This window comes from Tenebrionibacter intestinalis (assembly GCF_016632365.1).
Lineage (GTDB): Bacteria > Pseudomonadota > Gammaproteobacteria > Enterobacterales > Enterobacteriaceae > Tenebrionibacter > Tenebrionibacter intestinalis.
Map to the genome: position 1 here is coordinate 33,211 of NZ_JAEPBH010000029.1, position 25,358 is coordinate 58,568.

Annotated in this window: 23 protein-coding genes; 15 read left to right on the forward strand and 8 right to left on the reverse strand. The window is 52.2% G+C overall.

The genetic code is table 11. The features are described 5' to 3' along the window. Window positions 1-10: 10 nt before the first annotated feature. From frdC to blc, 3 genes are all read left to right on the forward strand, one after another. Entirely contained in the window at window positions 11-406 is a 396-nt protein-coding gene (gene frdC, locus JJB97_RS11865) for a fumarate reductase subunit FrdC (RefSeq protein WP_238714211.1), read from the forward strand. Between the two features lie 9 nt (window positions 407-415). Further along, entirely contained in the window at window positions 416-775 is a 360-nt protein-coding gene (frdD, locus tag JJB97_RS11870; protein WP_238714212.1) for a fumarate reductase subunit FrdD, read from the forward strand. A 210-nt stretch (window positions 776-985) separates the two neighbouring features. Next, complete coding sequence (gene blc / locus JJB97_RS11875; RefSeq protein ID WP_238714213.1) at window positions 986-1,528, forward strand: outer membrane lipoprotein Blc; 543 nt, start codon at window positions 986-988, stop codon at window positions 1,526-1,528. Here the strand turns inward: blc and sugE are convergent. The 3 genes from sugE to efp all read right to left on the reverse strand — a co-directional run bounded on the left by sugE (window position 1,515) and on the right by efp (window position 2,946). Continuing rightward, on the reverse strand, window positions 1,515-1,832 hold the full coding sequence (sugE, locus tag JJB97_RS11880) for a quaternary ammonium compound efflux SMR transporter SugE (RefSeq protein ID WP_238714214.1): 318 nt from the start codon (window positions 1,830-1,832) through the stop codon (window positions 1,515-1,517). The genes blc and sugE overlap by 14 nt on opposite strands. Before the next feature lie 169 nt (window positions 1,833-2,001). After that, complete coding sequence (gene ecnB, locus JJB97_RS11885; protein WP_238714215.1) at window positions 2,002-2,148, reverse strand: lipoprotein toxin entericidin B; 147 nt, start codon at window positions 2,146-2,148, stop codon at window positions 2,002-2,004. A gap of 231 nt (window positions 2,149-2,379) precedes the next feature. Continuing rightward, complete coding sequence (gene efp / locus JJB97_RS11890; protein ID WP_238714216.1) at window positions 2,380-2,946, reverse strand: elongation factor P; 567 nt, start codon at window positions 2,944-2,946, stop codon at window positions 2,380-2,382. A 42-nt stretch (window positions 2,947-2,988) separates the two neighbouring features. Here efp and epmB point away from each other — a divergent pair, with 42 nt between their 5' ends. From epmB to JJB97_RS18635, 7 genes are all read left to right on the forward strand, one after another. Further along, a complete protein-coding gene (gene epmB / locus JJB97_RS11895) occupies window positions 2,989-4,017 on the forward strand; it encodes an EF-P beta-lysylation protein EpmB (protein WP_238714217.1) in 1,029 nt (342 codons plus the stop codon). Window positions 4,018-4,496: 479 nt separating this feature from the next. Next, window positions 4,497-6,236 carry a type I secretion system permease/ATPase gene (locus JJB97_RS11900; protein WP_238714218.1) on the forward strand — a complete coding sequence of 580 codons (1,740 nt, stop codon included), beginning with the start codon at window positions 4,497-4,499 and terminating at the stop codon, window positions 6,234-6,236. Window positions 6,237-6,263: 27 nt separating this feature from the next. Then, window positions 6,264-7,583, forward strand: coding sequence for an HlyD family type I secretion periplasmic adaptor subunit (locus tag JJB97_RS11905; protein ID WP_238714219.1), 1,320 nt, complete (start codon window positions 6,264-6,266; stop codon window positions 7,581-7,583). Between the two features lies 1 nt (window position 7,584). Continuing rightward, a complete protein-coding gene (locus JJB97_RS11910; protein ID WP_238714220.1) occupies window positions 7,585-8,955 on the forward strand; it encodes a TolC family outer membrane protein in 1,371 nt (456 codons plus the stop codon). A gap of 74 nt (window positions 8,956-9,029) precedes the next feature. After that, window positions 9,030-10,799 carry a polyurethane esterase gene (locus JJB97_RS11915; protein WP_238714221.1) on the forward strand — a complete coding sequence of 590 codons (1,770 nt, stop codon included), beginning with the start codon at window positions 9,030-9,032 and terminating at the stop codon, window positions 10,797-10,799. Between the two features lie 1,440 nt (window positions 10,800-12,239). Further along, complete coding sequence (locus JJB97_RS11920; protein ID WP_238714222.1) at window positions 12,240-12,518, forward strand: hypothetical protein; 279 nt, start codon at window positions 12,240-12,242, stop codon at window positions 12,516-12,518. A 10-nt stretch (window positions 12,519-12,528) separates the two neighbouring features. Next, complete coding sequence (locus JJB97_RS18635) at window positions 12,529-14,127, forward strand: polyurethane esterase (protein WP_451923534.1); 1,599 nt, start codon at window positions 12,529-12,531, stop codon at window positions 14,125-14,127. A 52-nt stretch (window positions 14,128-14,179) separates the two neighbouring features. On the opposite strand, the gene JJB97_RS11930 is transcribed toward JJB97_RS18635, so the two are convergent. The 5 genes from JJB97_RS11930 to JJB97_RS11950 form a co-directional block, all read right to left on the reverse strand. After that, complete coding sequence (locus JJB97_RS11930; RefSeq protein ID WP_238714224.1) at window positions 14,180-14,533, reverse strand: DUF4156 domain-containing protein; 354 nt, start codon at window positions 14,531-14,533, stop codon at window positions 14,180-14,182. Between the two features lie 1,050 nt (window positions 14,534-15,583). Then, the gene (locus JJB97_RS11935) at window positions 15,584-15,916 is read right to left on the reverse strand and encodes an HNH endonuclease (RefSeq protein WP_238714225.1); all 333 of its coding nucleotides are present in this window, start codon (window positions 15,914-15,916) and stop codon (window positions 15,584-15,586) included. 413 nt (window positions 15,917-16,329) lie between these two features. Next, on the reverse strand, window positions 16,330-17,976 hold the full coding sequence (gene groL, locus JJB97_RS11940; RefSeq protein WP_238714226.1) for a chaperonin GroEL: 1,647 nt from the start codon (window positions 17,974-17,976) through the stop codon (window positions 16,330-16,332). Between the two features lie 47 nt (window positions 17,977-18,023). Next, on the reverse strand, window positions 18,024-18,317 hold the full coding sequence (locus JJB97_RS11945) for a co-chaperone GroES (RefSeq protein WP_238714227.1): 294 nt from the start codon (window positions 18,315-18,317) through the stop codon (window positions 18,024-18,026). Between the two features lie 137 nt (window positions 18,318-18,454). Next, window positions 18,455-18,925, reverse strand: coding sequence for an FxsA family protein (locus tag JJB97_RS11950; protein WP_238714228.1), 471 nt, complete (start codon window positions 18,923-18,925; stop codon window positions 18,455-18,457). Between the two features lie 344 nt (window positions 18,926-19,269). Between JJB97_RS11950 and aspA the strand changes: the two genes are divergently transcribed. The 5 genes from aspA (at window position 19,270) to JJB97_RS11975 (ending at window position 25,230) form a co-directional block, all read left to right on the forward strand. After that, window positions 19,270-20,706: an aspartate ammonia-lyase gene (gene aspA, locus JJB97_RS11955; protein WP_238714229.1), complete on the forward strand. Its 1,437-nt coding sequence runs from the start codon at window positions 19,270-19,272 to the stop codon at window positions 20,704-20,706. A gap of 115 nt (window positions 20,707-20,821) precedes the next feature. Beyond that, a complete protein-coding gene (locus JJB97_RS11960; RefSeq protein WP_238714230.1) occupies window positions 20,822-22,123 on the forward strand; it encodes an anaerobic C4-dicarboxylate transporter in 1,302 nt (433 codons plus the stop codon). A gap of 425 nt (window positions 22,124-22,548) precedes the next feature. Beyond that, entirely contained in the window at window positions 22,549-22,872 is a 324-nt protein-coding gene (gene cutA / locus JJB97_RS11965; protein WP_238714231.1) for a divalent cation tolerance protein CutA, read from the forward strand. Continuing rightward, window positions 22,848-24,605: a protein-disulfide reductase DsbD gene (locus tag JJB97_RS11970; RefSeq protein WP_238714232.1), complete on the forward strand. Its 1,758-nt coding sequence runs from the start codon at window positions 22,848-22,850 to the stop codon at window positions 24,603-24,605. Before cutA ends, JJB97_RS11970 begins: the two co-directional genes overlap by 25 nt. Window positions 24,606-24,654: 49 nt before the next feature. Next, on the forward strand, window positions 24,655-25,230 hold the full coding sequence (locus JJB97_RS11975) for a transcriptional regulator (protein WP_451923535.1): 576 nt from the start codon (window positions 24,655-24,657) through the stop codon (window positions 25,228-25,230). Window positions 25,231-25,358 lie beyond the last annotated feature (128 nt).

The window sequence follows — 25,358 nt, forward strand, 5'->3', positions numbered from 1 at the left end:
GGAGCGCGCAATGATCACAAAACGTAAGCCTTATGTGCGAACCATGCAGGCAAACTGGTGGCAAAAGCTTGGCTACTATCGCTTTTATATGTTGCGTGAAAGCACGGCGATCCCGGCCGTCTGGTTCAGCATTGTGCTGATTTTCGGCCTGTTCGCGCTGAAAAATGGCCCCGAAACCTGGGCCGGGTTCGTCGGTTTTCTGCAAAACCCCATTGTCGTTATCCTGAATTTAATCACCCTGGCAGCGGCGCTTTTGCACACCAAAACCTGGTTCGAACTGGCGCCCAAAGCGGCCAATATTGTGATTAAAGACGAGAAAGCCGGGCCGGGTCCGGTAATTAAAGGACTGTGGGGCGTCACGCTTGCTGTGACGATTATTATTCTGTTTGTTGCCCTGTTCTGGTAAGGAGACGCCATGATTAACGCAAACCCAAAACGTTCCAGTGAACCGGTATTCTGGGGGCTGTTCGGCGCGGGCGGTATGTGGAGCGCGATCGTCGCGCCAGTGGTCATACTGCTGACAGGCATTCTGCTGCCGCTGGGGCTGTTTCCCGGCGAGGCGCTGGGCTATGAGCGCATCCTCGCCTTTATCCAGAGCGGCATCGGCCGCCTTTTCCTGTTTTTGACGATCGTACTCCCGCTGTGGTGCGGGCTGCACCGTATCCACCACGCTATGCACGATCTGAAAATCCACGTGCCGTCCGGCAAATGGGTGTTCTACGGGCTGGCGTCGATTCTGACCGTCGTTACGCTCATCGGCGTGATTACTGTATAGTCGCAGGGCGCGCGCCTGCGCCCTGTAGCGGTAAAGAACCGTCCGGCAGGCCGGGCCTGTTATGCCATTAATTTACGCCTGAAACGCACAAAGCGGGCAAACCGTATTTTTGCCTGCTTTGTCATCAATCCGGGGCGCGTCTGCGGCCGTTTTTCTCTCGCCTCCCTCTACCAGGCTACACTTTCAGAACCCCGATAATAAGGAGTTCTTATGCGCCTGTGGCCCCTCGCTGCGGTTGCGGCAGCCTGCCTGCTCGTGGCATGCCGTACACCTACTGCGCCGAAAAACGTAAGCGTGGTAAAAAACTTCAACGTAAAGCGTTACCTCGGCACCTGGTATGAAATTGCGCGTCTGGATAACCGCTTCGAAAAAAATCTGGAGCAGGTAACCGCCACTTACAGCCTGAAAGAGGATGGGGATATCCGCGTGCTTAACCGCGGCTACGATCCTGCCCGCCAGCGCTGGAAAGAGAGCGAAGGCACTGCTCGCTTTACCGGCTCAACGCGGCATGCTGCGCTGAAAGTCTCTTTCTTCGGCCCGTTCTGGGGCGGGTATAACGTTATTGCGCTGGATAAGCACTACCAGCACGCGCTGGTATGCGGCCCGAACCGTAGCTGGCTGTGGATCTTGTCGCGCTCGCCCAGACTTGACGCGCAAACCCGCAACGCGCTGGTACAACAGGCGCAACGACAGGGCTTTGATGTCAGCCAGCTACGTTGGATAAAGCAACCGCCTTCGGCTAGTGAGCGCTGAGCTTCAGGCCAATTATCCCCGCCACAATAAACAGCAGGCTGGCAATGCGCATCGGGCTTGCTGATTCTCCCAACAACACAATACCGGCAACGGCTGCGCCAACGGCGCCAATACCGGTCCACACCGCATAGGCCGTACCCACCGGCAGCGTTTTCATCGCCCAGGCGAGCAGCGCCATGCTGGCTACCATTGCCGCAATGGTCACAACGCTCGGCGCCAGGCGGCTGAAACCGTGGGTATATTTCAGGCCAACGGCCCAGACGACCTCAAGTAAACCAGCGATAAGAAGCACAAACCAGGACATAACGGATTCCCGAATAAAGGGGCCGTCCCCATAATTAAGATACGCCTGCGGGTCGTCCCACAGGGTCAGGTGAGAGGCGTTATTTTGCCTGTACGGCGTTTTTTTTCAATACCTGTCTGAAAAAGGGCGCAGCGGTACGGCAAAACACAGCCGTACCGCCTGGTGTTATTTACTGTTGCGCGCGGGTTGCGGCGCCAGAGATTGCCGAACCGCCGCTGGAAATATCTTCACCCACGCCGCGAGTGGTATTACAAGCGGTAAGCGCGCAAGACAGCACCAGGAGAGAAAAGAACGCCGCAATTGTTTTCTTGACCATAAACTTTTCCTTTTATTGCCAAAGTTAGTTATGTGGAACAGCCACATAAAGCATAGCCAATATTGCGCCAGTCGTGCTTCGGCGCGTTTTTTTTTCATAAAGCGCCTGAAAACTCAAAAGATTACATCCACAATTTTGAGTAAACAGAGGCGTGCCAGCACAAGCGAGGAAAAGAGAAAACGGAAGTAAAAACGGCGTGGCAGGCCTGCCACGCCGTCATAGCGGGCGTATTTATTTAACGCGCGAAACGTACTCGCCGGAGCGGGTATCTACTTTGATCACTTCACCAATCTGTACAAACAGCGGGACTTTTACCACAGCGCCGGAGCTGAGCGTTGCCGGCTTGCCGCCGGTGCCTGCGGTATCGCCTTTCAGGCCGGGATCGGTATCCACGACTTCCAGTTCAACAAAGTTCGGCGGGGTCACGGCAATGGGGTTGCCGTTCCACAGCGTTACGATGCATTCAGCCTGCTCCAGTAACCATTTGCTGTTATCACCGATAGCTTTTGCATCTGCGGCTAGCTGTTCGAAGGTTTCGTTGTTCATGAAGTGCCAGAACTCACCGTCGTTGTACAGGTAAGTCAGGTTCATATCCATTACATCAGCGCCTTCGGCGGTATCCGTGGATTTGAAGGTCTTTTCGAGACGGGTGCCGGTCAGCAGGCGGCGCAGCTTAACGCGTGCAAACGCCTGGCCTTTGCCTGGCTTGACAAACTCGCTGGACTCGACCGCGTACGGCTCGCCGTCCAACATGATTTTAAGACCGGAACGAAAATCGTTGCTAGAATAAGTCGCCATAATGGCCCTCTGAAAATTGTTAACTGGTAGCTAGCCAAAAAAATGGCAGACATTGTAACTCTAAACGCCCCCGCCAGAGAAGATTGGTTGTCGCAACTTGCCGATGTAATTACCGATCCTGACGAACTGTTGCGCTTTTTAAATATAGATGCAGGACCGCATTTGCTTGCAGGACGCGAAGCGCGCCGCCTTTTCGCCCTGCGCGTACCGCGTGCATTCGCCGCCCGGATGAAAAAAGGCGATCCTGACGATCCGCTGCTGCGTCAGGTGCTGACGGCGCAAGAGGAGCTTATCGCCACGCCGGGTTTTACCACAGACCCGCTGAAAGAGCAGCAAAATGCGGTACCGGGCCTGCTGCATAAATACCATAATCGCGCGCTGTTGCTGGTTAAAGGCGGCTGCGCGGTGAATTGCCGCTACTGTTTCCGCCGCCACTTTCCGTATGCGGAAAACCAGGGCAATCGACGAAACTGGCAAACGGCTATCGATTACATCGCAGCCCACGCAGAGCTGGACGAAATTATTCTTTCAGGCGGCGATCCGCTGATGGCGAAAGATAGCGAGCTGGACTGGCTAATTTCCGCTCTGGAAGCACAGCCGCATATCAAACGCCTGCGCATCCACAGCCGCCTGCCGGTTGTTATCCCGGCGCGCATTACCAACGCGCTGGTTGAGCGGCTTTCCCGGTCCCGGTTTCAGGTGATATTGGTCAATCATATTAATCATGCAAACGAAATCGACGAGGCCTTTCGTACCGCCATGCGATGCCTGAAGCGCGCTGGCGTCACCTTATTCAATCAGAGCGTTTTGCTGCGTGGCGTCAATAACAGCGCGCAAACGCTGGCAGCGCTCAGCAATGCGTTGTTTGACGCCGGCATACAACCTTATTATCTTCACGTGCTTGATAAAGTGCAGGGCGCGGCCCATTTTCTGGTAAGCGATGATGAAGCGCGCCAGATTATGCGCGACCTGATGTCGCGGGTTTCAGGCTACCTTGTCCCCAGACTTACGCGTGAAATAGGCGGCGAACCCAGCAAAACACTGCTCGATTTACATCTACGGCAACACTGAATCCTGTTCACTCTCCCGCTACTGGCCGTCTATCCGGCCAGTACTTTTTAACTTATTTATCAGTATTACTAATTTTCTATTTAACTCATCGCCTCGCGTTCTATGTTAATTTAACCCTACAACCGGCTGTATTATCATTAGATTGTTTATTCCAACGGATCAGAGGAAGCTTCTTCTGTTAATGACGTCTCCTCACACACTTCAGATAATCTTAGCATTTCATCTTTTTTGTTATAGGCAAATTTTCCTTCCTTAACACAAAGGGCACTCCAAAAGAGTTAATTACACAGGCAGGAATGAAATAGTATTATTTTACAAAATCAGTTAAGGTACGCACCCTCGATACCCTATTTAAGTAAAAGCCCGGCTTAAATACCGCACACTTTAACGTCAGAAAAACAGACACTGCTTTTAATTAACTGAGGCTGCGCTGATGGCTCAGCGCTGTTATATTGCTATCTGCAAACAGGAGGTTACACATGCCGCAGACATGGACGTTGCTTTTGCGCGACATAATAAAAAAGCGTAAAAATACGCTGTGGGGTATTGCATTTTTCTCTTCTGTTATCAACATACTGGCAATCGCACCCAGTATTTATATGTTGCAGGTTTATGACCGCGTTCTCCAGTCACGCAATGAAATAACCTTACTCATGCTGAGCATTATAATTATTGTTATTTTTTGCGTATCAGCATTACTTGACTACATCCGCAGCATGATTGCCATTCACGCCAGTAAAGAAATCGATCGGGATCTCAGCGAAGCAGTATTTAATGCGGAATACCAACAACGCCTCAGTCATCCTCAGCTTTCAGGCAGCAATGCATTAAGCGACGTCACATCGCTGCGTCAGTTTTTAACCGGCAACGCCCTGTTCTCTTTTTTTGATGCGCCCTGGTTCCCTGTTTATATCTTCATTATTTTTATGTTTAACGTTTGGCTGGGCGTTTTTTCACTGGTCGGCGCCGTAATGTTACTGGCACTGGCAATCGTCAATGAAAAACTCACGCATAAACCGCTACAGGATGCCGCAACCGACGCCAGAAAAGCAAACTGGCTGGCCAGTTCGTACATTCGTCAGGCCGACGTGATTGAAGCAATGGGTATGTCTGAGGCGCTGCGTCAACGCTGGCAAACAGTACAAAAATCCTTTATTGACCACCAGCAGCAGGCCAGCGCCAGCAATACCGCTATCTCATCAGGCACGCGATTTATCCGCATGACGCTGCAGTCAATGATACTCGGTCTTGGCGCACTGCTTGTTATTGAAGGTCAGATGACGCCGGGAATGATGATTGCCGGCTCCATATTGCTTTCGCGGGCGCTTTCGCCCATTGAACAGGTTATCGGCGTCTGGAAGCAATGGAAAAGCGCCCGGGGGGCGCTGGAGCGCACGCATCGCCTGCTTACCGATAACCCTCCGCCCACCTCTGCCCTTAGCCTTACGCCGCCGCAGGGATACCTTAGCGTGGAAAAAATCAGCGCATCTGCGCCTGGCGATCGTGAACGTCAGTTGCTCAAACAGGTTTCATTTTCCCTGACGCCAGGCGATATCCTCGGCGTGGTCGGACATAGCGGCTGTGGAAAAAGCACGCTTGCACGCCTGCTGTTGGGTATCTGGCCGCTCAGCGAAGGTATTGTGCGCCTGGATAACGCAGATATTCGCCAGTGGCCGAAGCAGGAACTCGGCCCCTATCTCGGGTGGTTGCCGCAGGAGTGCGGGCTCATTGCCGGCACCGTCGCCCAGAATATCGCCCGCTTTCGCCAGCCGAACCCGCAGAAAGTGATCGACGCCGCCCGCATGGCAGGCGTACACGAAATGATCCTCCATCTGCCCGCCGGCTACGACACCCTGCTTGGCGATGAAGGCGCAGGCTTGTCCGGCGGCCAAAAGCAGCGCATCGCGCTTGCGCGCGCGCTGTACGACACCCCCCGACTGGTGGTGCTGGATGAGCCGGACGCAAGCCTTGACGACGCAGGGCTTAGCGCGCTTATGCAAACGCTTGCAAAGCTAAAGCAGCAAAAGGTCACTGTCGTACTGATTACACACCGTAAGACCATGCTCTACGCCACAAACAAGCTGCTGGTGTTGGCAAAAGGAACCGTTGCGCAGTATGGCCCAACGCAGCAAATACTGGCGGCGAATACTGCGGATAAAAAACCCGCCGCGGCGAACGGCGAAGGGGAAAAACAGGCTGCAGGCGCTCCCGCGCCGTAACCTATGACCATAATCAAGGAATGAATAATGTCGTCACTTCAGGAAAACATACCGTCAGGGCGCACGGCCAACGAGAAGCATTATTTACGCCTCGGCTGGATAGTTGCCGGTATCGGTTTTTTTGGGCTGCTGGTTTGGGCTGCGCTGGCGCCGCTTGATAAAGGCGTACCGGCAACCGGCACCGTTATCGTCACCGGAAACAGAAAAGTCGTGCAGGCGCCCGTCAGCGGCATGGTTGCCAGTATCCGCGTGAAAGAAGGCGACCTGGTTGAGGCAGGCGATACGCTGATAGAGCTTGATCGCGTTCTCGCACAGGCAAAATATAACCGGTTGCGCACCAGCTATATCTCCGCCCTGGCCACCGAAGCCCGGCTACTTGCCGAACGTGACGGCCTGGTCGGGCCCGTGTTTCCACCGACGCTCTCGGAGCCGGAGTTTGCCGCCGAAGCGGAGCCGCTAATGGCCCTGCAGCGTTCACTGTTTATCGCCAGAACCCAGACGCTAAAAAACGAAATTGCCGCCAACGAGCAAACCCTTGCCGGCATTGATGCCCAACTCAGGGGGCTATCGGGCGCCCTGGCGCAAAAGCGCCAAAGCAGCGCCAGTCTTGCGCGTCAGCTCAGCGGCATGCGGGAACTGATGGAAGAAGGTTTTTTACCACGCAACCGCTGGCTGGAGCTTGAGCGCCAGCAGTCAGACATATTAAGCCAAATCGAACAAATGAGCGGCGAAGCAGGCCAGGCCAGAAAGCATAAGGCGGAGCTGCAAAAGCGCATTCAGCATTTAGTTACCAGCAATCAGCAGGAAATACAAAGCCAACTGGCCGAAACGCAGACGACATTAAGCAATTACCGTAGCGAACTGCACACGGCGCAGTTTGAATTACAGCATACCGCCATCACAGCGCCCACGGCAGGGCGCGTTATCGGCATTACTGTGTTTAACGCAGGCAATACGGTTACCCCCAGCGACAGGCTAATGGAAATCGTCCCCGTCAATGCCCCGCTGATAGTGGATGCCAAACTTCCTGCTCACCTTATTGATAAAGTGCACCCGGGGCTTGAGGTCAACATGATCTTCAGCGCTTTCAACCAAAACGATACGCCGGTTATTCCTGGACGGGTGTCGCTCGTTTCAGCAGACCGCCTGGAGGACAGGGCAAGCGGCGAAGTCTGGTATCAGATCCAGGTAGAGGCGACCGGGAAAGGTAAAGCGCTGCTGTCACATCACACGATCCGCCCCGGCATGCCGGTAGAAATTTTGATCCGTACCGGTACACGTTCGCTACTGAACTACCTGTTTAAACCCGTTATCGACCGGGCCAGTACGGCGCTCACGGAGGAGTAAAATGTCACACAGGATGCGCGGATGGCTGCTTTTTCTGGCAGCCGTTGCAGCCGCCCCTGCGCCTGCCGTCGCGCAGCCCAGGGTCGGCGTAAAAGAGCTTTACGCTATGGCGCTGGAGCAGGATCCCGCCTGGCTTGCAGCGCAAAAAGCGTGGCAGGCTGATAGCCAGAGTAAAAATATCGCCCGTTCGGAAATGCTGCCGCAGGTGCGCCTGAATTATCAGAATGCGCCATACAACAAGCAAATCAGGGAAGAACCGCAGACAACGGCAAGCGGGCGCGCCCGTACAACGACTGGCGTTCGTCATTACGACAGCTATAACGGCTCCATCGGCGTTACGCAGCCTGTTTTTGACTACGGCGCATGGTCACGCTACCGTGCCGCCGTTGAGCAGGGCTATATGGCCGACGCGCGCCTGCGTGATAAAGAGATGGAGCTTGCCGTGCGCACGGTTAATCTCTATCTCGATTTGAGTCTGGCCATACAAAAACGGGAACTTGCCAGTCACAGCGAGGCGGCGTTACGCGAGCAGCTTAAAGTGAATACACGCCTGCTCGCAACCGGCGAAGGCACGCGCACAGAAGTGCTGGAAACCGAAACGCGCCTGAGAATAGCTGAAACGGAAACGCTCGCCTGCCAGGACGAACTGGACGTTGCCCGCCGGGCGCTGGCCGCTGTTGTAGGTCACCCGCTGACGCGTCTGTCTCAGTTAAAAACAGAAGTGACAGACCGCTTCACGCCACTCCCATTACTGCCGACAAGTTATGAAGACTGGCAAAAGCTAGCGCTGACAAACAATGCTTCCGTTTCCAACGCCAGACATCAGGTTGAACAATCACGTTATAACCTGTCAGCGCAAAAGGCAGAGTATTTACCCCAGGTTAGCGTTTATGCCTCACGCGCGTTAAGTCATTCGGCAACGGATACCAGTATCGACCGGCATTACGACACGACCAGCGTCGGCATACAGGTCAGCATGTCGCTGTATGCCGGCGGGCGCACCAACGCAGCCCGCCGACAGGCAGGGGCTGAACTTGGCCGCAGTCAGTATGAACTGGAAAACACCCTACGCAGCACCAGCAACGAGCTGTATAAAGCCTGGAAACAGAGCGCAGGCGCAGCCGCCAGGCTACGGGCTTATAGCCTGGCCGTTGAAGCCGCTCAACTCCAGCTCAATGCCACGCAAAAAGGCGTCGTCGCAGGTCAGCGAGTCAATCTGGACATACTTAATGCCCGGCAACAGCTTTTCAGCGCGCGTAAGGACTTAATTACCGAAAAATATAACTACATCCGCTCATGGCTGATGCTCCATTATCACGCCGGGCGCTTAACCCAGGAGGAACTCAAAAAGATAGACCGCTACTTTAGTTAATAAAATCGCTTTCACCACCAAAAAAACAATAAGTACAAACTTTATATTTATTTAATTCCAAAAGGAAAAGGACCATGGGAATACTCACCTATCGCGATTTTGACACTAAGTCGCTAATGACGGACGTTATGGCGATTAATCACTTTATGTACGACGGGCTGGGCCTGTCGGAGGAAATGGACAGCACGCCTGAAACCTATAATCCGGACGGCGCCTGGCGCATGCTTAAACCGGAAGAGATCAGCTATAGCGGCACTAATTATACCGATTTTGACCATACCTATCACGGCGAGTTATTCGTAAACTGGGGCGTACAGGTTAGCGTACTGGGCAAATATGATGAGCAGGGCAAGCTGACGAATATTGGGCTGAGCTTCTGGGGCACCAGTGGTTCGCCAGACGATCCTAATCTTTTTCTGAATACACTCAGCGACATGCTTACTTATGGCCTTGATATTCTGGGGCCAGAAAATGCCATTCACAGCTATATCTATCACGCATTTAATGGATTGCTGAATGATATTGTCAACTTTGCCACTGAAAACGGCCTTACCGGTAAAGATATGATTATCTCTGGCCACAGCCAGGGCGGCCTTTGCGTAAACTCAATGGCGTCTGGCTCTGCGCTGGGTAAATGGGGCGGTTTCTTTGAAGATTCGGCCTATATCGCGCTCGCCTCGCCAACGCAGAACAATCTGGACGATAAGGTGCTGAACTTCGGCCTTGAGAACGATCCGGTTTATCGCCTCGCGGAAAATGACAGCCTGACGTCGGAATCCCTGTTCATTCATGATAAGCCCCTGGAAACCTGCACGAATAATCTGGTTTCATTTAATGATTTTTACGCGCACTACAATATATATAGCATTTTAAACTTTGGGTTCTGGGAAAATGGCCATGCTCCGTTATGGTATGAAAAAACCATGAATGCTATCCTGGATTCAGAATATTATGGTTACACCAATCTGAACTCAACGATCATTGTGGCCAGCCTCTCTGATGAAATGCGCGCCAGTACCTGGGTGCAGGATCTTAATTATTTTGCTCGCCCGCACGAAGGGCCGACATTTATAGTAGGAACCGATAAGGACGATCTTATCAAAGGCGGCAGAGGAATCGATTATCTGGAAGGCAACGCCGGCGACGACACCTTCCGCGATACTGGCGGCTATAATTTTATCTCAGGCGGCGAAGGCAACGATACCTTTGATACTCAGACACAGTTCGATTTCTGGTCCTGGACACAGGACAGTAACGGCAACCTTTGGGCGCGCGACAGGGATGGCAACGTATCTATACTTAACAGCGTTGAGCAAATTGTAGGCGGTTATCACGGTTGGTTCGGTATCGGCTGGAATGAAATTAACGGTACGGTCACCCGGGACGGTATTGCTTTTACTTATGAAGGCAAATCCGGTTTTAAAGCCTGGGATAACACCGCACAGGCAAGCCTGGATAGTGATTCATACGTCGCCGGCACCTTAACACAGGGCAATCAAAGCGGCTTCCTTTTTGGCTATGAAGGGAATGATACACTGGTTGGCACCCTCAGCAATGAGGTATTTGCCGCCGGCCAGGGCGACGACATTATCTATACCAACGGCGGCAAGGATATCGTGATGGTTTTTGGTGAAGATTTCGGCCACGACACCATCTATAACTTCAGCACCGACGATAAACTGGTTTTTATGGGCAATTCGCTCATTGAGGATCAAAATAGCCTGTGGCAATACGTCACCGCAAAGGACAACGATTTGTACATCTCTTTTAATGACGAATGCTCCATCACGCTGGTAGGTTGCGCCAATACCGGCCTGGATGATAATCAACTTATCGCCGCCTGACGAAAAATCCGCCCGGCAGCGCCGCGGCCCAGAATGATGTTAATCAGCGAAAATCAACCGCTTAATTTTCCTGATATAGCTGACAGGCTTTTCAGGCCGTATTCGTCCGACACGTAGTTCAGCCGCGCAGCAGTGCGCGGCTGAGACTGCTGACAAACCCCATCCTGTCGCAGACAGGATGGATGAAACACAAGAAAAAATACGGAAAATCAATACATTGATTTTCGCCTGCTTACCACAAAGAAGGAAAAACCCCGTTTTTTCCTTCTTTGTCAACAATCTGAGCCGCGCAGCAGTGCGCGGCTTTTCCTGGCGGCAGGTAGCGCACCCCACNCGCAGCAGTGCGCGGCTTTTCCTGGCGGCAGGTAGCGCACCCCACGCAGTTTTCATTGTTATGTCAGCATACTTCAGTTGCACGACCGACGCGCTCCGTTACTGCGGGTACTTCTGTTAACAACAGAAATAAAAATAACACTCCTTTTCACGACTAATAACTTTTACATCAGATAATTGCATTTATTATTTTCCTTCCCCGGCTTAGCTGTGAGCGTAAAAGATCGCACTATATATAATCATTTTTTACTTTATGAAAAAATTAACACTTCTGAGTTTCACCCTTTGCGCTTTATTACGTTATATTTCTTGAAACGCGAAAATAAGTTTCACACCAAGTAAGTTAGCGCTCCTGTCGGGTCCTTGTGCATGACAGCAAGTGAACGGCTAAAACACAAAAACCAATTACATGGAATAATAAAAAATTCGGCAGTATTACTAAAAAAATGACGAGCGTCAATCGCTTACAAATTCAAACATAATAACGCCTGACAGGCTAATATCAGGCTAACTTATCTGCGCTGAGGCATTTTCTTTAGTCATAAAGAGAAAGCCTATCCAGGAGCTAAATATGCCATACTCACGGACGTTACTGACTTGTTATTTAATATTAATAAGAACGCAATCCGGCATTGATTCTCTCTCACCAGGGGCCTACAGAATAATAACGCTGATTAATATTTACCACTTCTTTAGCGGGTCACACATAACGCATCTGTGCCATATACAGGCATTGCAGAAGCCGGTAATTAAAGAAAGGGATGCCATCTATCTACAATACGAACAATACCCTTTTATGCTTACTGAATATAATCTCTGATAACGACGCATCAGGAGGGTATTTCAGCATTCCCCTTTTATCGCCAGGAGAAAATCTCCAGGCGAATCGGCTATACGAGCATGATGCTTTTCGCTTTTTCAGGCATTCCCACTCGTAATTCATACGTAAGAGTCTGGCAAAAAAATGGCTTAATAATAAAAAAACGAATACGAATAAATAAGGACTTAAACAGGAGGTGTTAATACATGTAATAAGCGTTGTTTTAAGTAGGCACTTAACTCACATCAATTATTTCTTGAATTAACCAGTTAATATAAGGAAAGATTTTGGCTATATTCAACTTATCAGGATTAGACAACAACGCATCAGGAGAAGTGGTTAAGGATGCGCTGGCAATAGCTATGTATGCCTACCATAATCTCGATGATGGTTTTGCAAACGGCTATCAACATACCGGGTTTGGGTTGGGGCTGCCGCTGACGCTGCTTACGGCATTGTTTGGCAATACGGAATCACAGGGCGGTATCCCCGGGATTCCGTGGAACCCCGACTCAGAGGCTAAAGCCCAACAAATAGTCAACCGACGCAGGCTGGTTTACTATTAGCGCAGAGGAGCTGGGCTATTTCGGAAGAACCGACTTTCGCGGCACATTTTATGGCGAAACAGACGGCTACAGAACGGCTCAGGTAGAAATTCTGGGTAAATATGACGATGCGGGCAATCTGACGCAAATCGGCGTGGCTTTTCGCGGAAGCAGCGGTCCGCGTGAAGTGCTGGTATCTGATTTAGTCGGGGATATTATCAACGACCTTCAGGCCGGTATCTGCCCCGCCGAATTTTCTGACACCTATGCGATAAAAGCTTTCGGTAATTTATTAGGGAAAGTGGCGGAATTTGCCAATAAGAACGGTTTAACGGACGACAAAGTTGTCGTTAGCGGTCACAGCCTGGGGGGGCTGGCGGTAAATAGCCTGGCCTCGCAGAGCGACAGCCTGTGGGGTGGGTTTTACTCACAGGCTAACTACGTCGCCTACGCTTCGCCCACGCAGTATGAAGAAGGCGGAAAAGTACTGAATATTGGCTTTGAGAACGATCCGGTATTCAGGGTGTTAAACGGTTCAGATCTGGAATTCTCTTCCCTGTTTACCCATGATGCGCCGCATGAATCCTCTACCGATAATATCGTTAACTTTAACGATTATTACGCCTCAGATGTGTGGAACGTTCTGCCCGCTTCGATATTAAATATACCCTCGTGGCTCTCACACCTGCCTTTCCTCTATCAGGATCTTATCCCACGCATTGTGGACTCTGAGTTCTACAATTACACGAATCAGGATTCCACTATTGTCGTCTCGGCCCTGTCGGATACCACAAGAGGGTCTACGTGGGTACAGGATCTTAATCGATACGCTGAGAAACATACCGGGCCTACATTTATTCTCGGCAGCGAACACGACGATTTAATCCAGGGCGGTAAGGGTATTGATTACCTGGAAGGCAACGCCGGCAATGACACCTTCCGCGACAAAGGCGGCTTTAACTTTATCAGCGGCGGGGAAGGCACGGATACCTTCGATACGCAGGCGCAGTTCGACTTCTGGTCATGGACTCAGGACAGCCACGGCGATATCTGGGCACGCGACAAAGACGGTAACGTCTCTGTGCTTAACAGCGTCGAACAAATTAAAGGCGGCTACACCGGCCTTTTTGGCCTGGGCTGGCATGAGATTAACGGCTCCGTGACGGATAGCGGCATAGCCTTTACTTACGCAGGCAAAACGGGCTTTAAAGCCTGGGACGCCACGTCAGAGGCAAGCCTTAATAGCGACTCGCTGGTCACCGCTGCCAAACCGGCGGCCGGACAAAGCGGCTTCCTGTTCGGCTACGAAGGCGATGATACGCTTATCGGCACTACAGGTGACGAGGTCTTCGCCGCAGGCCAGGGCGACGACGTCATCTATACCGGCGGCGGTAGCGATATTGTCATGGTTACCGGCGAAAGCTTCGGCCACGATACTATTTACGAGTTCGGCGCCGACGATAAGCTGGTATTTATGGGTAACTCGCTAATCGAGGATGATAACAGCTTGTGGCAGTACGCTACCGTAAAAGGCGACGATATGTACATCTCCTTTAACGATGAGTGCTCCATCACTTTAGTAGGCTGCGCCAGTATGGGGCTGAATGAGCAACAGCTCATTACGGCTTGATGAACTAAGGCAGAAAAAATGCCGTGCGGCAATGCACGGCATTTTAACGAAATCATTTTGCACAGCGGTATACCTGACCCGTCATTTTGCTGGCGGTCGGCACAAAGCTTGAAAGCAAGTTTTGCGACGGGCTGTTAACGTTATAGATAACATTGCCTCCCATCGCAGCGGCCTGATTACGCAACGCATTTGCCGCCCCACGCATTGATCCTCCCATTTCGCCATTCGGCCCGGAGAACCAGTTGCTTTGCTCGCCAACAGCCTGCCCCAGCAGGGTACACGCTTTACCCGGCTGTTCTTCAACAAAGCGAACGTTCTTGCCTGCTGCCGTCAGCGAGTTGCTGCTGCTACATCCTGCCAGCAGCAGCGCTGCAGCAACCATTCCTGCTGAAAGTTTAACGTGCATGTTATTCCTCTTAATCACAAACTTTGCCCAGACGATACGACCTTATACCATGCTACACCGTACAATTATACATACGTACGGCGCAGCGCCAGACATGAGGAAAATGCGCCGCAGGTAAAGCATACCGCGTGCGTAACGGATATGCGCAGGCAAAAAAGTACGTGCGGTACGGATAGCGCTGGAAAATCGCCGTGGTGGAGGCTGACGTTTAATCTGCTGCGTTTGACGTTAGCGCGAATGGTTTACAGACTGAAAAGCGAGTCCGCTGACAGCCCGGGTTCAGTCAGGCAAACGGTATCTGGCGGCATAACTGAGGCTGCAACCTGCGCTCTCCCCCGCCCCTGGAAAAATCAAATGCGCTAATAGCGATAGCGCGCAACGTTGTGCCGGCGGCCCCGGGAAGAAACAATACTACGTGGTAAAAAAAGAAGCCGCAGCGCTACGCGTTACGGCTTCCTTCACAAACTTAACGGTCAAAGCCAGGCAAGACCTCGGGTTTGCGCAATCCCCCCAGGGGAGGGGGGATTCGGGCAATGATGTTGGGTAGCAGCAGCGCATTACTGCGCCGCCGCCCCCTAAGAACCGTACATACAAGTTTCCCCGCATACGGCTCAAGCCTTTATAAGCCCGCACTACTGTTTGGGCCGACAACGTTAGAGTTAGCTAGTGCCAGTAACGCGAGTCTATATGATGAATCTAACAACTATCCTATGTTGATAGAGGTGAGAGCGGAGCGAAGATTTTGCATTCACGCTAGTCCCCGCACGCGCGGGGAATACGCTATCTTGGTCTTACTCCAACTCCATCACAGTCTAACCTTGGGTAGGCGCTCAAGGTAAAGGATTGAGCTAAGATTTGAATCACTCTCTTCTTTGCCAGCCCTTTGGGCAACCTTTTCCTGCTAGCTCTCGTATTCTCCCCTCTCGACCAAGCCTCAGCGCGCCTACGCCAAGTGCAATTTGGGGAAATTCAAAAGTTTGGTCAAAATACACCTCCTTGAATTTCCCGTAAAGGGTTGAATACTCATCATAATAAACATCCTATTTACTATCAATTATTGTGCACCAACCGATGACAGTTAGGATGCAACATCATTAAGTTATCGATTTCATCACCACCGCCGTCTACTCGTCTGATAATGTGATGGATATCCCAATCATCATTATCTCTGAATATCTGGTGGCAGATCGGACATCGATGACCCTGTCGCTCCCAAATTAATCTCAGTTTTCCTCGCTGCATTTTACCTTCTTTCCAGCGCTTAACCTGCCGCTGTTCGAAGTACAACTCGTCAACCGGATCATATGGATTAGCCTCACCGTTGGCTGAACAATGGGTTCTTCTTTGCTGTTTCTGCTCAAGAAAAAGCAACAGAACAATCACCCGTACAGCTTACGCTGCATTCCTCTTGTGAAGATCGCGAGCAAAACGATCCCGTCCTGTTCATGAATCCATGAAAGGATGAAGTGATGATGTATGGCAAACCGCGCCATAATCGTTAAGGATGTAACGTCGATTTTGGAGTCACCGACGCCTGCCCTGCTGGGCACTCCGCGCAGAGTAAACTGCCGCAGATGACAGAGTGAAGACAATGAACGCGTCACAGTTCATTGCTGAAAGGTAACCCAAACTACGGGTGCGTATTCCGCCGCCGAAGCGACTCCACCTTATGCTACGCTAAAGGGTTTTGGGAGCGGGGCAAGCCCCGCTCACCAAGGGCGCGTAAGTTAACTGTTAGAGAGGTAAATTCTCAATTTATTCAGTTAGTTACGCAGAGGAATGCGACTCTCGTCGCACTACATCATGCCGCCCATGCCACCCATGCCGCCCATACCGCCAGCAGCGCCTAAGTCGGCTTTATCATCTTTCGGCAGGTCGGTCACCATGCACTCGGTAGTGATCATCAGCCCCGCAACGGAAGAAGCATACTGCAGCGCAGAACGGGTCACTTTGGTCGGATCCAGAATACCAAAGTCGATCATATTGCCGTATTCTTCAGTCGCAGCGTTGTAGCCGTAGTTGCCTTCGCCTGCTTTCACGTTGTTTGCAATTACAGACGGCTCTTCACCGGCGTTAGAAACAATCTGACGCAGAGGCGCTTCCATTGCGCGCAGCGCAACTTTGATACCCACGTTCTGGTCTTCGTTCTGGCCGGTCAGGCTGGCAATCTTGGCCGCCACGCGCACCAGCGCCACGCCGCCGCCGGCAACAACGCCTTCTTCCACCGCAGCGCGGGTTGCATGCAGCGCGTCTTCAACGCGGGCTTTCTTCTCTTTCATTTCAACTTCAGTTGCGGCGCCTACTTTGATAACGGCAACGCCGCCAGCCAGTTTCGCTACGCGCTCCTGCAGTTTTTCACGATCGTAATCAGAGGTCGCTTCTTCAATTTGCTGACGAATCTGCGTTACGCGCCCCTGAATTGCCGCTTCTTCACCCACGCCGTCGATGATAGTGGTGGTGTCTTTGTTGATAACAACGCGCTTGGCCTGGCCCAGATCTTCGAGCGTCGCTTTCTCAAGCTCCATACCGATCTCTTCAGAGATAACGGTACCACCGGTCAGGATAGCGATATCCTGGAGCATGGCTTTACGACGGTCGCCGAAGCCCGGCGCTTTTACCGCAGCCACTTTAACGATACCGCGCATGGTGTTCACAACCAGCGTCGCCAGCGCTTCGCCTTCCACATCTTCAGCCACGATCAAAAGCGGCTTACCGGCTTTCGCAACGGCTTCCAGCAGCGGCAGCAGTTCACGAATATTGGAGATCTTCTTATCCGCCAGCAAAATAAACGGGCTTTCCAGCTCAACGGCGCCGGTTTCTGCCTTGTTAATGAAGTAAGGGGACAGATAACCGCGGTCAAACTGCATGCCTTCAACCACGTCCAGTTCATCCTGCAGGCCGGTGCCTTCTTCTACCGTGATAACGCCTTCTTTACCAACTTTCTCCATCGCTTCAGCGATGAGTTTACCTACGGTTTCATCGGAGTTTGCAGAGATAGTGCCGACCTGAGCGATAGCTTTAGAATCAGAGCACGGTACAGACAACGCTTTCAACTCTTCAACAGCGGCGATAACGGCTTTATCAATACCACGCTTGAGATCCATCGGGTTCATGCCCGCAGCGACGGCCTTCAGGCCTTCGTTTACGATAGCCTGCGCCAGCACCGTTGCAGTAGTGGTGCCGTCGCCCGCCGCGTCGTTCGCTTTGGAAGCCACTTCTTTCACCATCTGCGCGCCCATGTTTTCGAACTTATCTTCCAGTTCGATTTCACGCGCTACGGATACGCCATCTTTGGTAATGCTCGGTGCGCCGAAGGATTTGTCCAGCACTACGTTACGGCCTTTCGGACCCAGGGTCACTTTTACTGCATCTGCCAGTACATTAACGCCGCGCAGCATTTTTACACGGGCGTCGTTACCGAATTTTACGTCTTTAGCTGCCATGATTTCTTTCCCTTAAATTCGTATGTTCAGTGTATTCGCGCGTGAAATTACGCTTCGACAATCGCCAGGATGTCAGTTTCAGACATGATCAGCACTTCTTCGTTGTCGATCTTCTCTGCTTTAACGCCGTAGCCATCGTTGAAAATAACGACGTCGCCAACTTTTACGTCCAGCGGCTTCACTTCGCCATTTTCAAGGATGCGGCCATTGCCAACGGCCAGCACTTCGCCACGAGTAGATTTGCCCGCAGCAGAGCCAGTCAGAACGATGCCGCCAGCAGATTTGGATTCGATTTCTTTACGCTTGACGATCACGCGATCATGCAATGGACGAATTTTCATTGATAGCTCTCCTATGAGAAAGTCCGTATCAGTAGTGTTGGTCACAGCGGGCGCGTTATGCGCCCGACAGGTGACGGGAGTTATGGGGTTGTATATTTCTCGCTTCAAGGGGGATAACGAAAAATTTTTCATTTTTTTTAGCGATCGTCACGATCGCTATCGTTAAGCCGGTTCGGCCCATCGTCTTTGCGCTGAAATTCCCCGTCAAAGGTATTCCCGCGGTCGTTGCTAAAACCGCCAGGCGTGCGGATAGTAAAGCGCAAATGAGGAAGCAGACGCAGCGTTAGCAGCTTTTGAACCGGGGGCAGTAAAAACAGCAGCCCGATAAAGTCGGTGAAAAAACCGGGCAAAAGCAGCAGCACGCCGGCGATAACAATCGAAATGCTTTTCACCATCTCGTTAGCCGGGCTTTCACCCGCCTCAATCTTACGCTGCATCTGAATAAAGTTGCGCAGCCCCTGGTTACGCACCAGCGACATGCCCAGAATCGAGGTGAAGATCGCCAGGATAAGCGTCAGCAACACGCCTAACACATGCGCTACCTGTATAAAGATTGAAATCTCTATGTAGACATAGAGAAAAATTGTAAGAAGAGGAATCCAGCGCACCAGCAGCTCCAGGTCATCGGGGCGGCCGCGCGGCGACCGCAAAAAATATCAGTTTGCATTACAGCATGTTCGGGTAGTGGTGGCGCATTAACCTGAAATCAAGTCCTGACGCAGTAAAACATTAATATTACTTTCATGCTCAGTGATACGTATCACATATCAGTAACGCTGATAAGGCGACCGGGAAAATAAGTGATCCAGATTACTGCTTTTCAGCGCCAACAGAATATGATCGTGAAAAACGGGCCAGTCATGGGGATAATCCTCGGTCCAATCGCCGCACAACCACATATACTTTGTGCGTACTGGTATTATTTTCGGCAGCTTTCAATGAGAAGGTTCACATGCTAAATAACATTCGTATCGAAGAAGATTTGTTGGGTACCCGGGAAGTACCGGCGGACGCTTACTATGGCATCCATACTCTGAGAGCGATTGAAAACTTCTATATCAGTAACAGCAAGATCAGCGATATCCCTGAATTTGTGCGCGGCATGGTCATGGTTAAAAAGGCCGCCGCTCTGGCAAACCGTGAGCTGCAAACCATTCCCCGCAGCGTGGCTGACGCCATTATCTGCGCCTGTGACGAAGTGCTGAATAACGGCAAATGTATGGATCAGTTCCCGGTCGATGTCTATCAGGGCGGCGCCGGCACCTCTGTAAATATGAACACCAATGAAGTGCTGGCAAATATCGGTCTGGAGATCATGGGCCATCAGAAAGGCGAATATCAATACCTCAATCCAAACGACCATGTAAACAAATGTCAATCCACCAACGATGCTTACCCAACCGGTTTTCGCATCGCGGTCTATGCCTCTATTGTTAAGCTTGTCGATGCCATTGGGCAGTTGGGAGAAGGATTTGGCCGCAAGGCGCAGGCGTTCGATAACATCCTGAAGATGGGCCGCACGCAGTTACAGGATGCCGTGCCGATGACCCTGGGCCAGGAATTCCATGCATTTCGCGTATTACTTAACGAAGAAACTAAAAACCTGTTACGCACCGCTGAACTCCTGCTTGAGGTTAACCTCGGCGCTACCGCTATCGGCACCCGCCTGAACACCCCGGATGGCTATCAGCAGTTGGCGGTTCAGAAGCTGGCGGAGGTAAGTAACTTACCGGTGGTGCCGGCAGAAGATCTGATTGAAGCCACCTCCGACTGCGGCGCTTACGTTATGGTCCACAGCTCGCTCAAACGCCTGGCGGTCAAGCTCTCCAAAATTTGCAACGACCTGCGCCTGCTCTCTTCCGGCCCGCGCGCTGGCCTGAATGAAATTAACCTGCCGGAACTGCAGGCAGGTTCATCCATCATGCCCGCCAAAGTCAATCCGGTCGTGCCGGAAGTGGTTAACCAGGTCTGCTTTAAAGTTATCGGCAACGACGCCACGGTAACGATGGCCTCCGAAGCGGGACAGTTACAGTTGAACGTCATGGAGCCGGTTATCGGCCAGGCGCTATTTGAATCTATCCATATCCTGACCAACGCCTGCTACAATTTGCTGGAAAAAACCGTGAACGGCATTACGGCAAACAAAGAAGTGTGTGAAGGTTATGTGTATAATTCTATCGGTATCGTTACCTATCTGAATCCGTTTATTGGTCACCATAACGGCGATATCGTGGGAAAAATTTGCGCCGAAACCGGCAAGAGCGTGCGTGAAGTGGTGCTTGAGCGCGGCCTGCTAACTGAGACCGAGCTGGATGATATATTCTCTGTTGATAACCTACGCCATCCTGCCTACAAAGCAAAACGTTATACCGATGAAAGCGAACAGTAAACGACATACCGAATAACGCCAGGGCACGTCCAAAGTGACGTGCCTTTTTTATTTACTGCGGATACGAAACTTCAACATTTTATTTTCAACCTATTAAATTTTAAGGACGTTCATTATGTTTGGTGCAGAACTCGTCGTCGTTCTGTTGGCGATCTACCTTGGGGCTCGCCTGGGGGGTATCGGTATTGGTTTTGCCGGCGGCCTGGGCGTACTGGCGTTGACGCTGTTTTTTCAAATCCCCCCCGGCGCTATCCCCTTCGACGTCATTGAGATAATCATGGCGGTCATTGCCGCCATCGCCGCCATGCAGGTTGCAGGCGGTATGGATTACCTGGTAAGCCTTGCCGAACGCCTGCTGCGTCGTCATCCCAAATACATCACGTTTATCGCACCGCTGGTCACCTGGTTTATGACCATTTTGGCCGGTACCGGCCATACCGCGTTTTCCACCATGCCGGTCATTACGGAAGTGGCGAAAGAGCAGGGCATCCGTCCGTCACGCCCACTATCGATTGCGGTGGTGGCCTCGCAAATTGCGATTACCGCCTCGCCAATCTCTGCGGCCGTGGTGTTTTTCGCCGGCATTCTGGAGCCGCTGGGCGTAAGTTACCTGACGCTGCTGGCTATCTGCATACCAACAACGCTCATCGCCATCCTGTTGACGGCCGCAGTGTGTAACTTTCTCGGCTGCGAGCTGAAAGACGACCCGGTTTATCAGGAGCGTCTGGCAAAAGGCGAAGTCACCCTGCGCGGCTCTCGCAAATTTGAAATCAAGCCCCACGCGCGCCGGGCGGTATTACTTTTCCTGGTCGGAATAGTGGCGGTGATGTTCTATGCCACCGCCATCAGCGATACCGTTGGCCTTATCACCAATCCGGTGCTGCCGCGTAATGAAGCAATCGTCGTATTCATGCTGACTATCGCTACGCTTATCTGCCTGACCTGTAAGGCTGATACCGGTGAAATTCTTAATGCGCCAACGTTTAAATCCGGCATGAGCGCCTGCGTGTGCGTACTCGGCGTGGCCTGGCTGGGCGACACCTTCGTTAAGCACCACATCAGCGACATCCAGGCCGTGGCGGGCGATCTGCTGCATAACTACCCCTGGTTGCTGGCGGTCGTGCTGTTTTTTGCTGCTACATTACTCTACTCTCAGGCCGCTACCGCTAAAGCGCTGATGCCTGCCGCACTGATGCTTGGCGTAACGCCGCTTACCGCCGTGGCGTCATTCGCCGCCGTTTCCGCCCTGTTCGTGCTGCCAACCTACCCAACACTGTTAGCAGCGGTAGAGATGGACGATACCGGTTCTACGCGCATCGGCAAGTATGTGTTTAACCACTCCTTCCTGATTCCGGGCGTCATAGCTATTGCCCTGAGCGTTATTTTCGGCTTTATCGTTGGCGGTATCCTGATTTAATCCGCCTCCCCTACAAAAGAGGATAGGGTGACAAAGAGGACAAAACGCGGTTTTGTCCTCTCAGCGTGTTGTCAATGAAGGAAAAAACGGGGTTTTTTCTTCTTTGTGGTAAGCAGGCGAAAATCAATGCGTTGATTTTCCTTTTTTTGTTGTGTTTCATCCATCCTGTTTGCGACAGGATAGGTTTTGTCAGCAAACTCAGAGGGCAAAACGCGGTTTTGTCCTCTTCGCAACCATCAGCAAGAAAGCAATACTTTGATTTTTATAATTCATTTTCCTGATGTTTCGGACCAAAGATTGTTATTCTCCCCTCCCCCTCAAAGAAGAAGGCGTTCAGGTTACCCGCGTTTACATCATCGTTTCGCCGTACTTCGGATGCTCGTGATATAGTCAGCGCACGAAATAAGCTGATATGGAGATTCGCGATGGCTACACCTGATGCTGTTGTCGTGCTTTGTACCGCGCCTGATGAACCTACGGCCCAGGAGCTGGCTTCGCAGATCCTCAGAGAAAAGCTTGCCGCCTGCGCCACGCTGCTCTCTGGCGCCACTTCAATGTATTACTGGGAGGGCAAACTGGAGCAGGAATATGAAGTGCAGATGATTATCAAAACAGACAAAGATAATCTTGACAGGCTTCTGGCTTATCTGAAAGCGAACCATCCGTATCAAACGCCGGAACTGCTGGCGCTTCCCGTCATTCAAGGAAATAGTGAATACCTCTCATGGCTCTACGCGTCTTTACGTTAATTTTTCTGTTGTTCACCACTCCGGCGTTCGCCGGGTTGTTTGACCGCCCGGGAGAAAGCCTGTTTGTTCCGGTTGACCAGGCATTTGCATTTGATTTTCAACAGCGAGGAGAGCAACTCACGCTGAAATGGCAGATCAAACCGGGGTATTACCTATATCGTCAACAGATTAATATTGACCCCATTGGGGCAACGCTTGCTGACTTTACGCTACCCGCAGGCGAATGGCATGAGGACGAGTTTTACGGTAAAAGCGAAATTTACACCCAATCGCCGGGCCTGACGCTGCGGCTACTGAGCGCCGACGCAGGCGCTAACGTGCGCGTCACCTATCAGGGTTGCGCCAAAGCGGGCTTCTGCTATCCGCCGGAAACCAAAACCGTACCGTTGAGTGTTATAGCCGCGCAAACCGGGCGCGCCGGGGCAAACGCGCCAGGCTCACACGCCGATGCCAGCGCCTCTGCGCACAACAGCGAAAGCACGCCAGTAAATCCCCCACACGCCGCGCCAGTTGCCACGGCGACGCTTCCCTTCTCCGCGTTTTGGGCGTTGCTTATCGGTATCGGCGTCGCTTTCACGCCGTGCGTACTGCCGATGTATCCGCTAATTTCCAGTATCGTTCTTGGCGGCCGCAGACGGCTGTCCACTGCCCGAGCGCTGCTGCTTGCCTTTATTTACGTACAGGGCATGGCGCTTACCTATACTGCGCTTGGCCTGGTTGTAGCCGCAGCCGGGCTACAGTTCCAGGCCGCGCTACAGCATCCCTATGTACTGGCTGGTCTGTCGCTGCTTTTTATTCTGCTGGCGCTGTCAATGTTTGGGCTATTTACGCTTCAACTTCCTTCTTCGCTGCAAACGCGCCTTACGCAGATAAGCAATCACCAGCAGGGCGGTTCTGCTGGCGGCGTGTTCGCGATGGGAGCCATTTCCGGGTTAATTTGCTCTCCCTGTACCACCGCGCCGCTGAGCGCCATTCTTCTTTACATTGCTCAAAGTGGGAATTTAGGACTGGGCGGCGGCACACTGTATCTTTATGCATTAGGTATGGGGTTGCCGCTTATCCTGATTACTGTCTTTGGCAACAGGCTGTTGCCAAAAAGCGGGCCGTGGATGGAGAACGTGAAAATCGCATTCGGCTTTGTGATCCTGGCGCTGCCGGTATTCCTGCTGGAACGCGTGCTGGGTGAAACCTGGGGGCTGAGAATGTGGAGTGCGCTAAGCGTCGCATTTTTCGGCTGGGCATTTATTGTCAGCCTCGGCAGCCCGCGCCGCACAGTGCGCATAGCGCAAATTTTACTGCTCGGCGCAGCGCTGGTTTGCGCCCGCCCGTTACAGGACTGGGCATTTGGCGCGCCGGCAGCGCTAAAGCAGTCACACCTGAATTTTACGCGCATCGGCAACGTAGCGGAACTTGAGCAGGCGCTGGCAAACGCAAAGGGAAAGCCCGTCATGCTCGACCTGTACGCCGACTGGTGCATCGCCTGTAAAGAGTTCGAAAAGTACACCTTCAGCGCACAGGCGGTGCGGCAAGCGCTGGGAGACACAGTGTTACTCCAGGCCGACGTAACGGCTAACGGCCCGGAGGATGCCGCGCTGTTAAAACACCTGCGCGTGCTGGGCCTGCCAACGATTTTATTTTATGACCGTAACGGCACAGAGCAATCGCAGGCACGGGTGACGGGATTTATGAACGCCGGGGCATTCAGCGCGCATTTGCGCAATCACCTGCGGTAAACAACACTTTGACCCGAAAGACGTGCTGAATATGATGAAGGAAGAGATTGTGCTACGCGAAGATATCTTAGAGGTGGCGCTGCAACTCCTTGAGAAAGAAGGGCTGGCAAAGACCACGCTGGAAATCGTTGCCGCCGCAGCCAACTGCGCACCCCAAACGCTGACGCGCTACTGGCCGGACAGCGAAGCGCTCCTGTACGATGCGCTACGCCACCACAGTCAGCAAATTGACGCCTGGCGCCGCCGGTTAATTAACGATAACACGCTCACTGCGCAACAGAAGCTACTGGCGCGCTACGAAACGCTAACCGGATGCGTCAGCAAACAGCGCTATCCCGGCTGCCTGTTCATTGCGGCCTGTAGCGTTTACCCGGACAGCGAGCATCCTATCCATCAGTTAGCGACGATGCAAAAACGCGCGGCGCAAAACTACACCCGCCAGCTACTGGCACAACTGGAAGTAGACGATCCGACTATGGTGGCCGAGCAAATGGAACTGGTGCTGGAAGGCTGCCTGAGCCGCCTGTTGGTAAGCCGCCGCCAGGATGATGTCGATACCGCCCGGCGCCTCGCCGAAGATATACTTCGGCTGGCGCAGTGCCGGACTGCCGGCGCATTAACCTGATAAGATTGGTTTCGCCTGTATTGCGTGAAAAGCAAGCAAACAGCATCTTTTCCGGCTTTTTTTTATGAAAGTCGTTGACGCTTACAGGCCTTTACGGTTTAATGCGCCCCGTTGCCCGGATAGCTCAG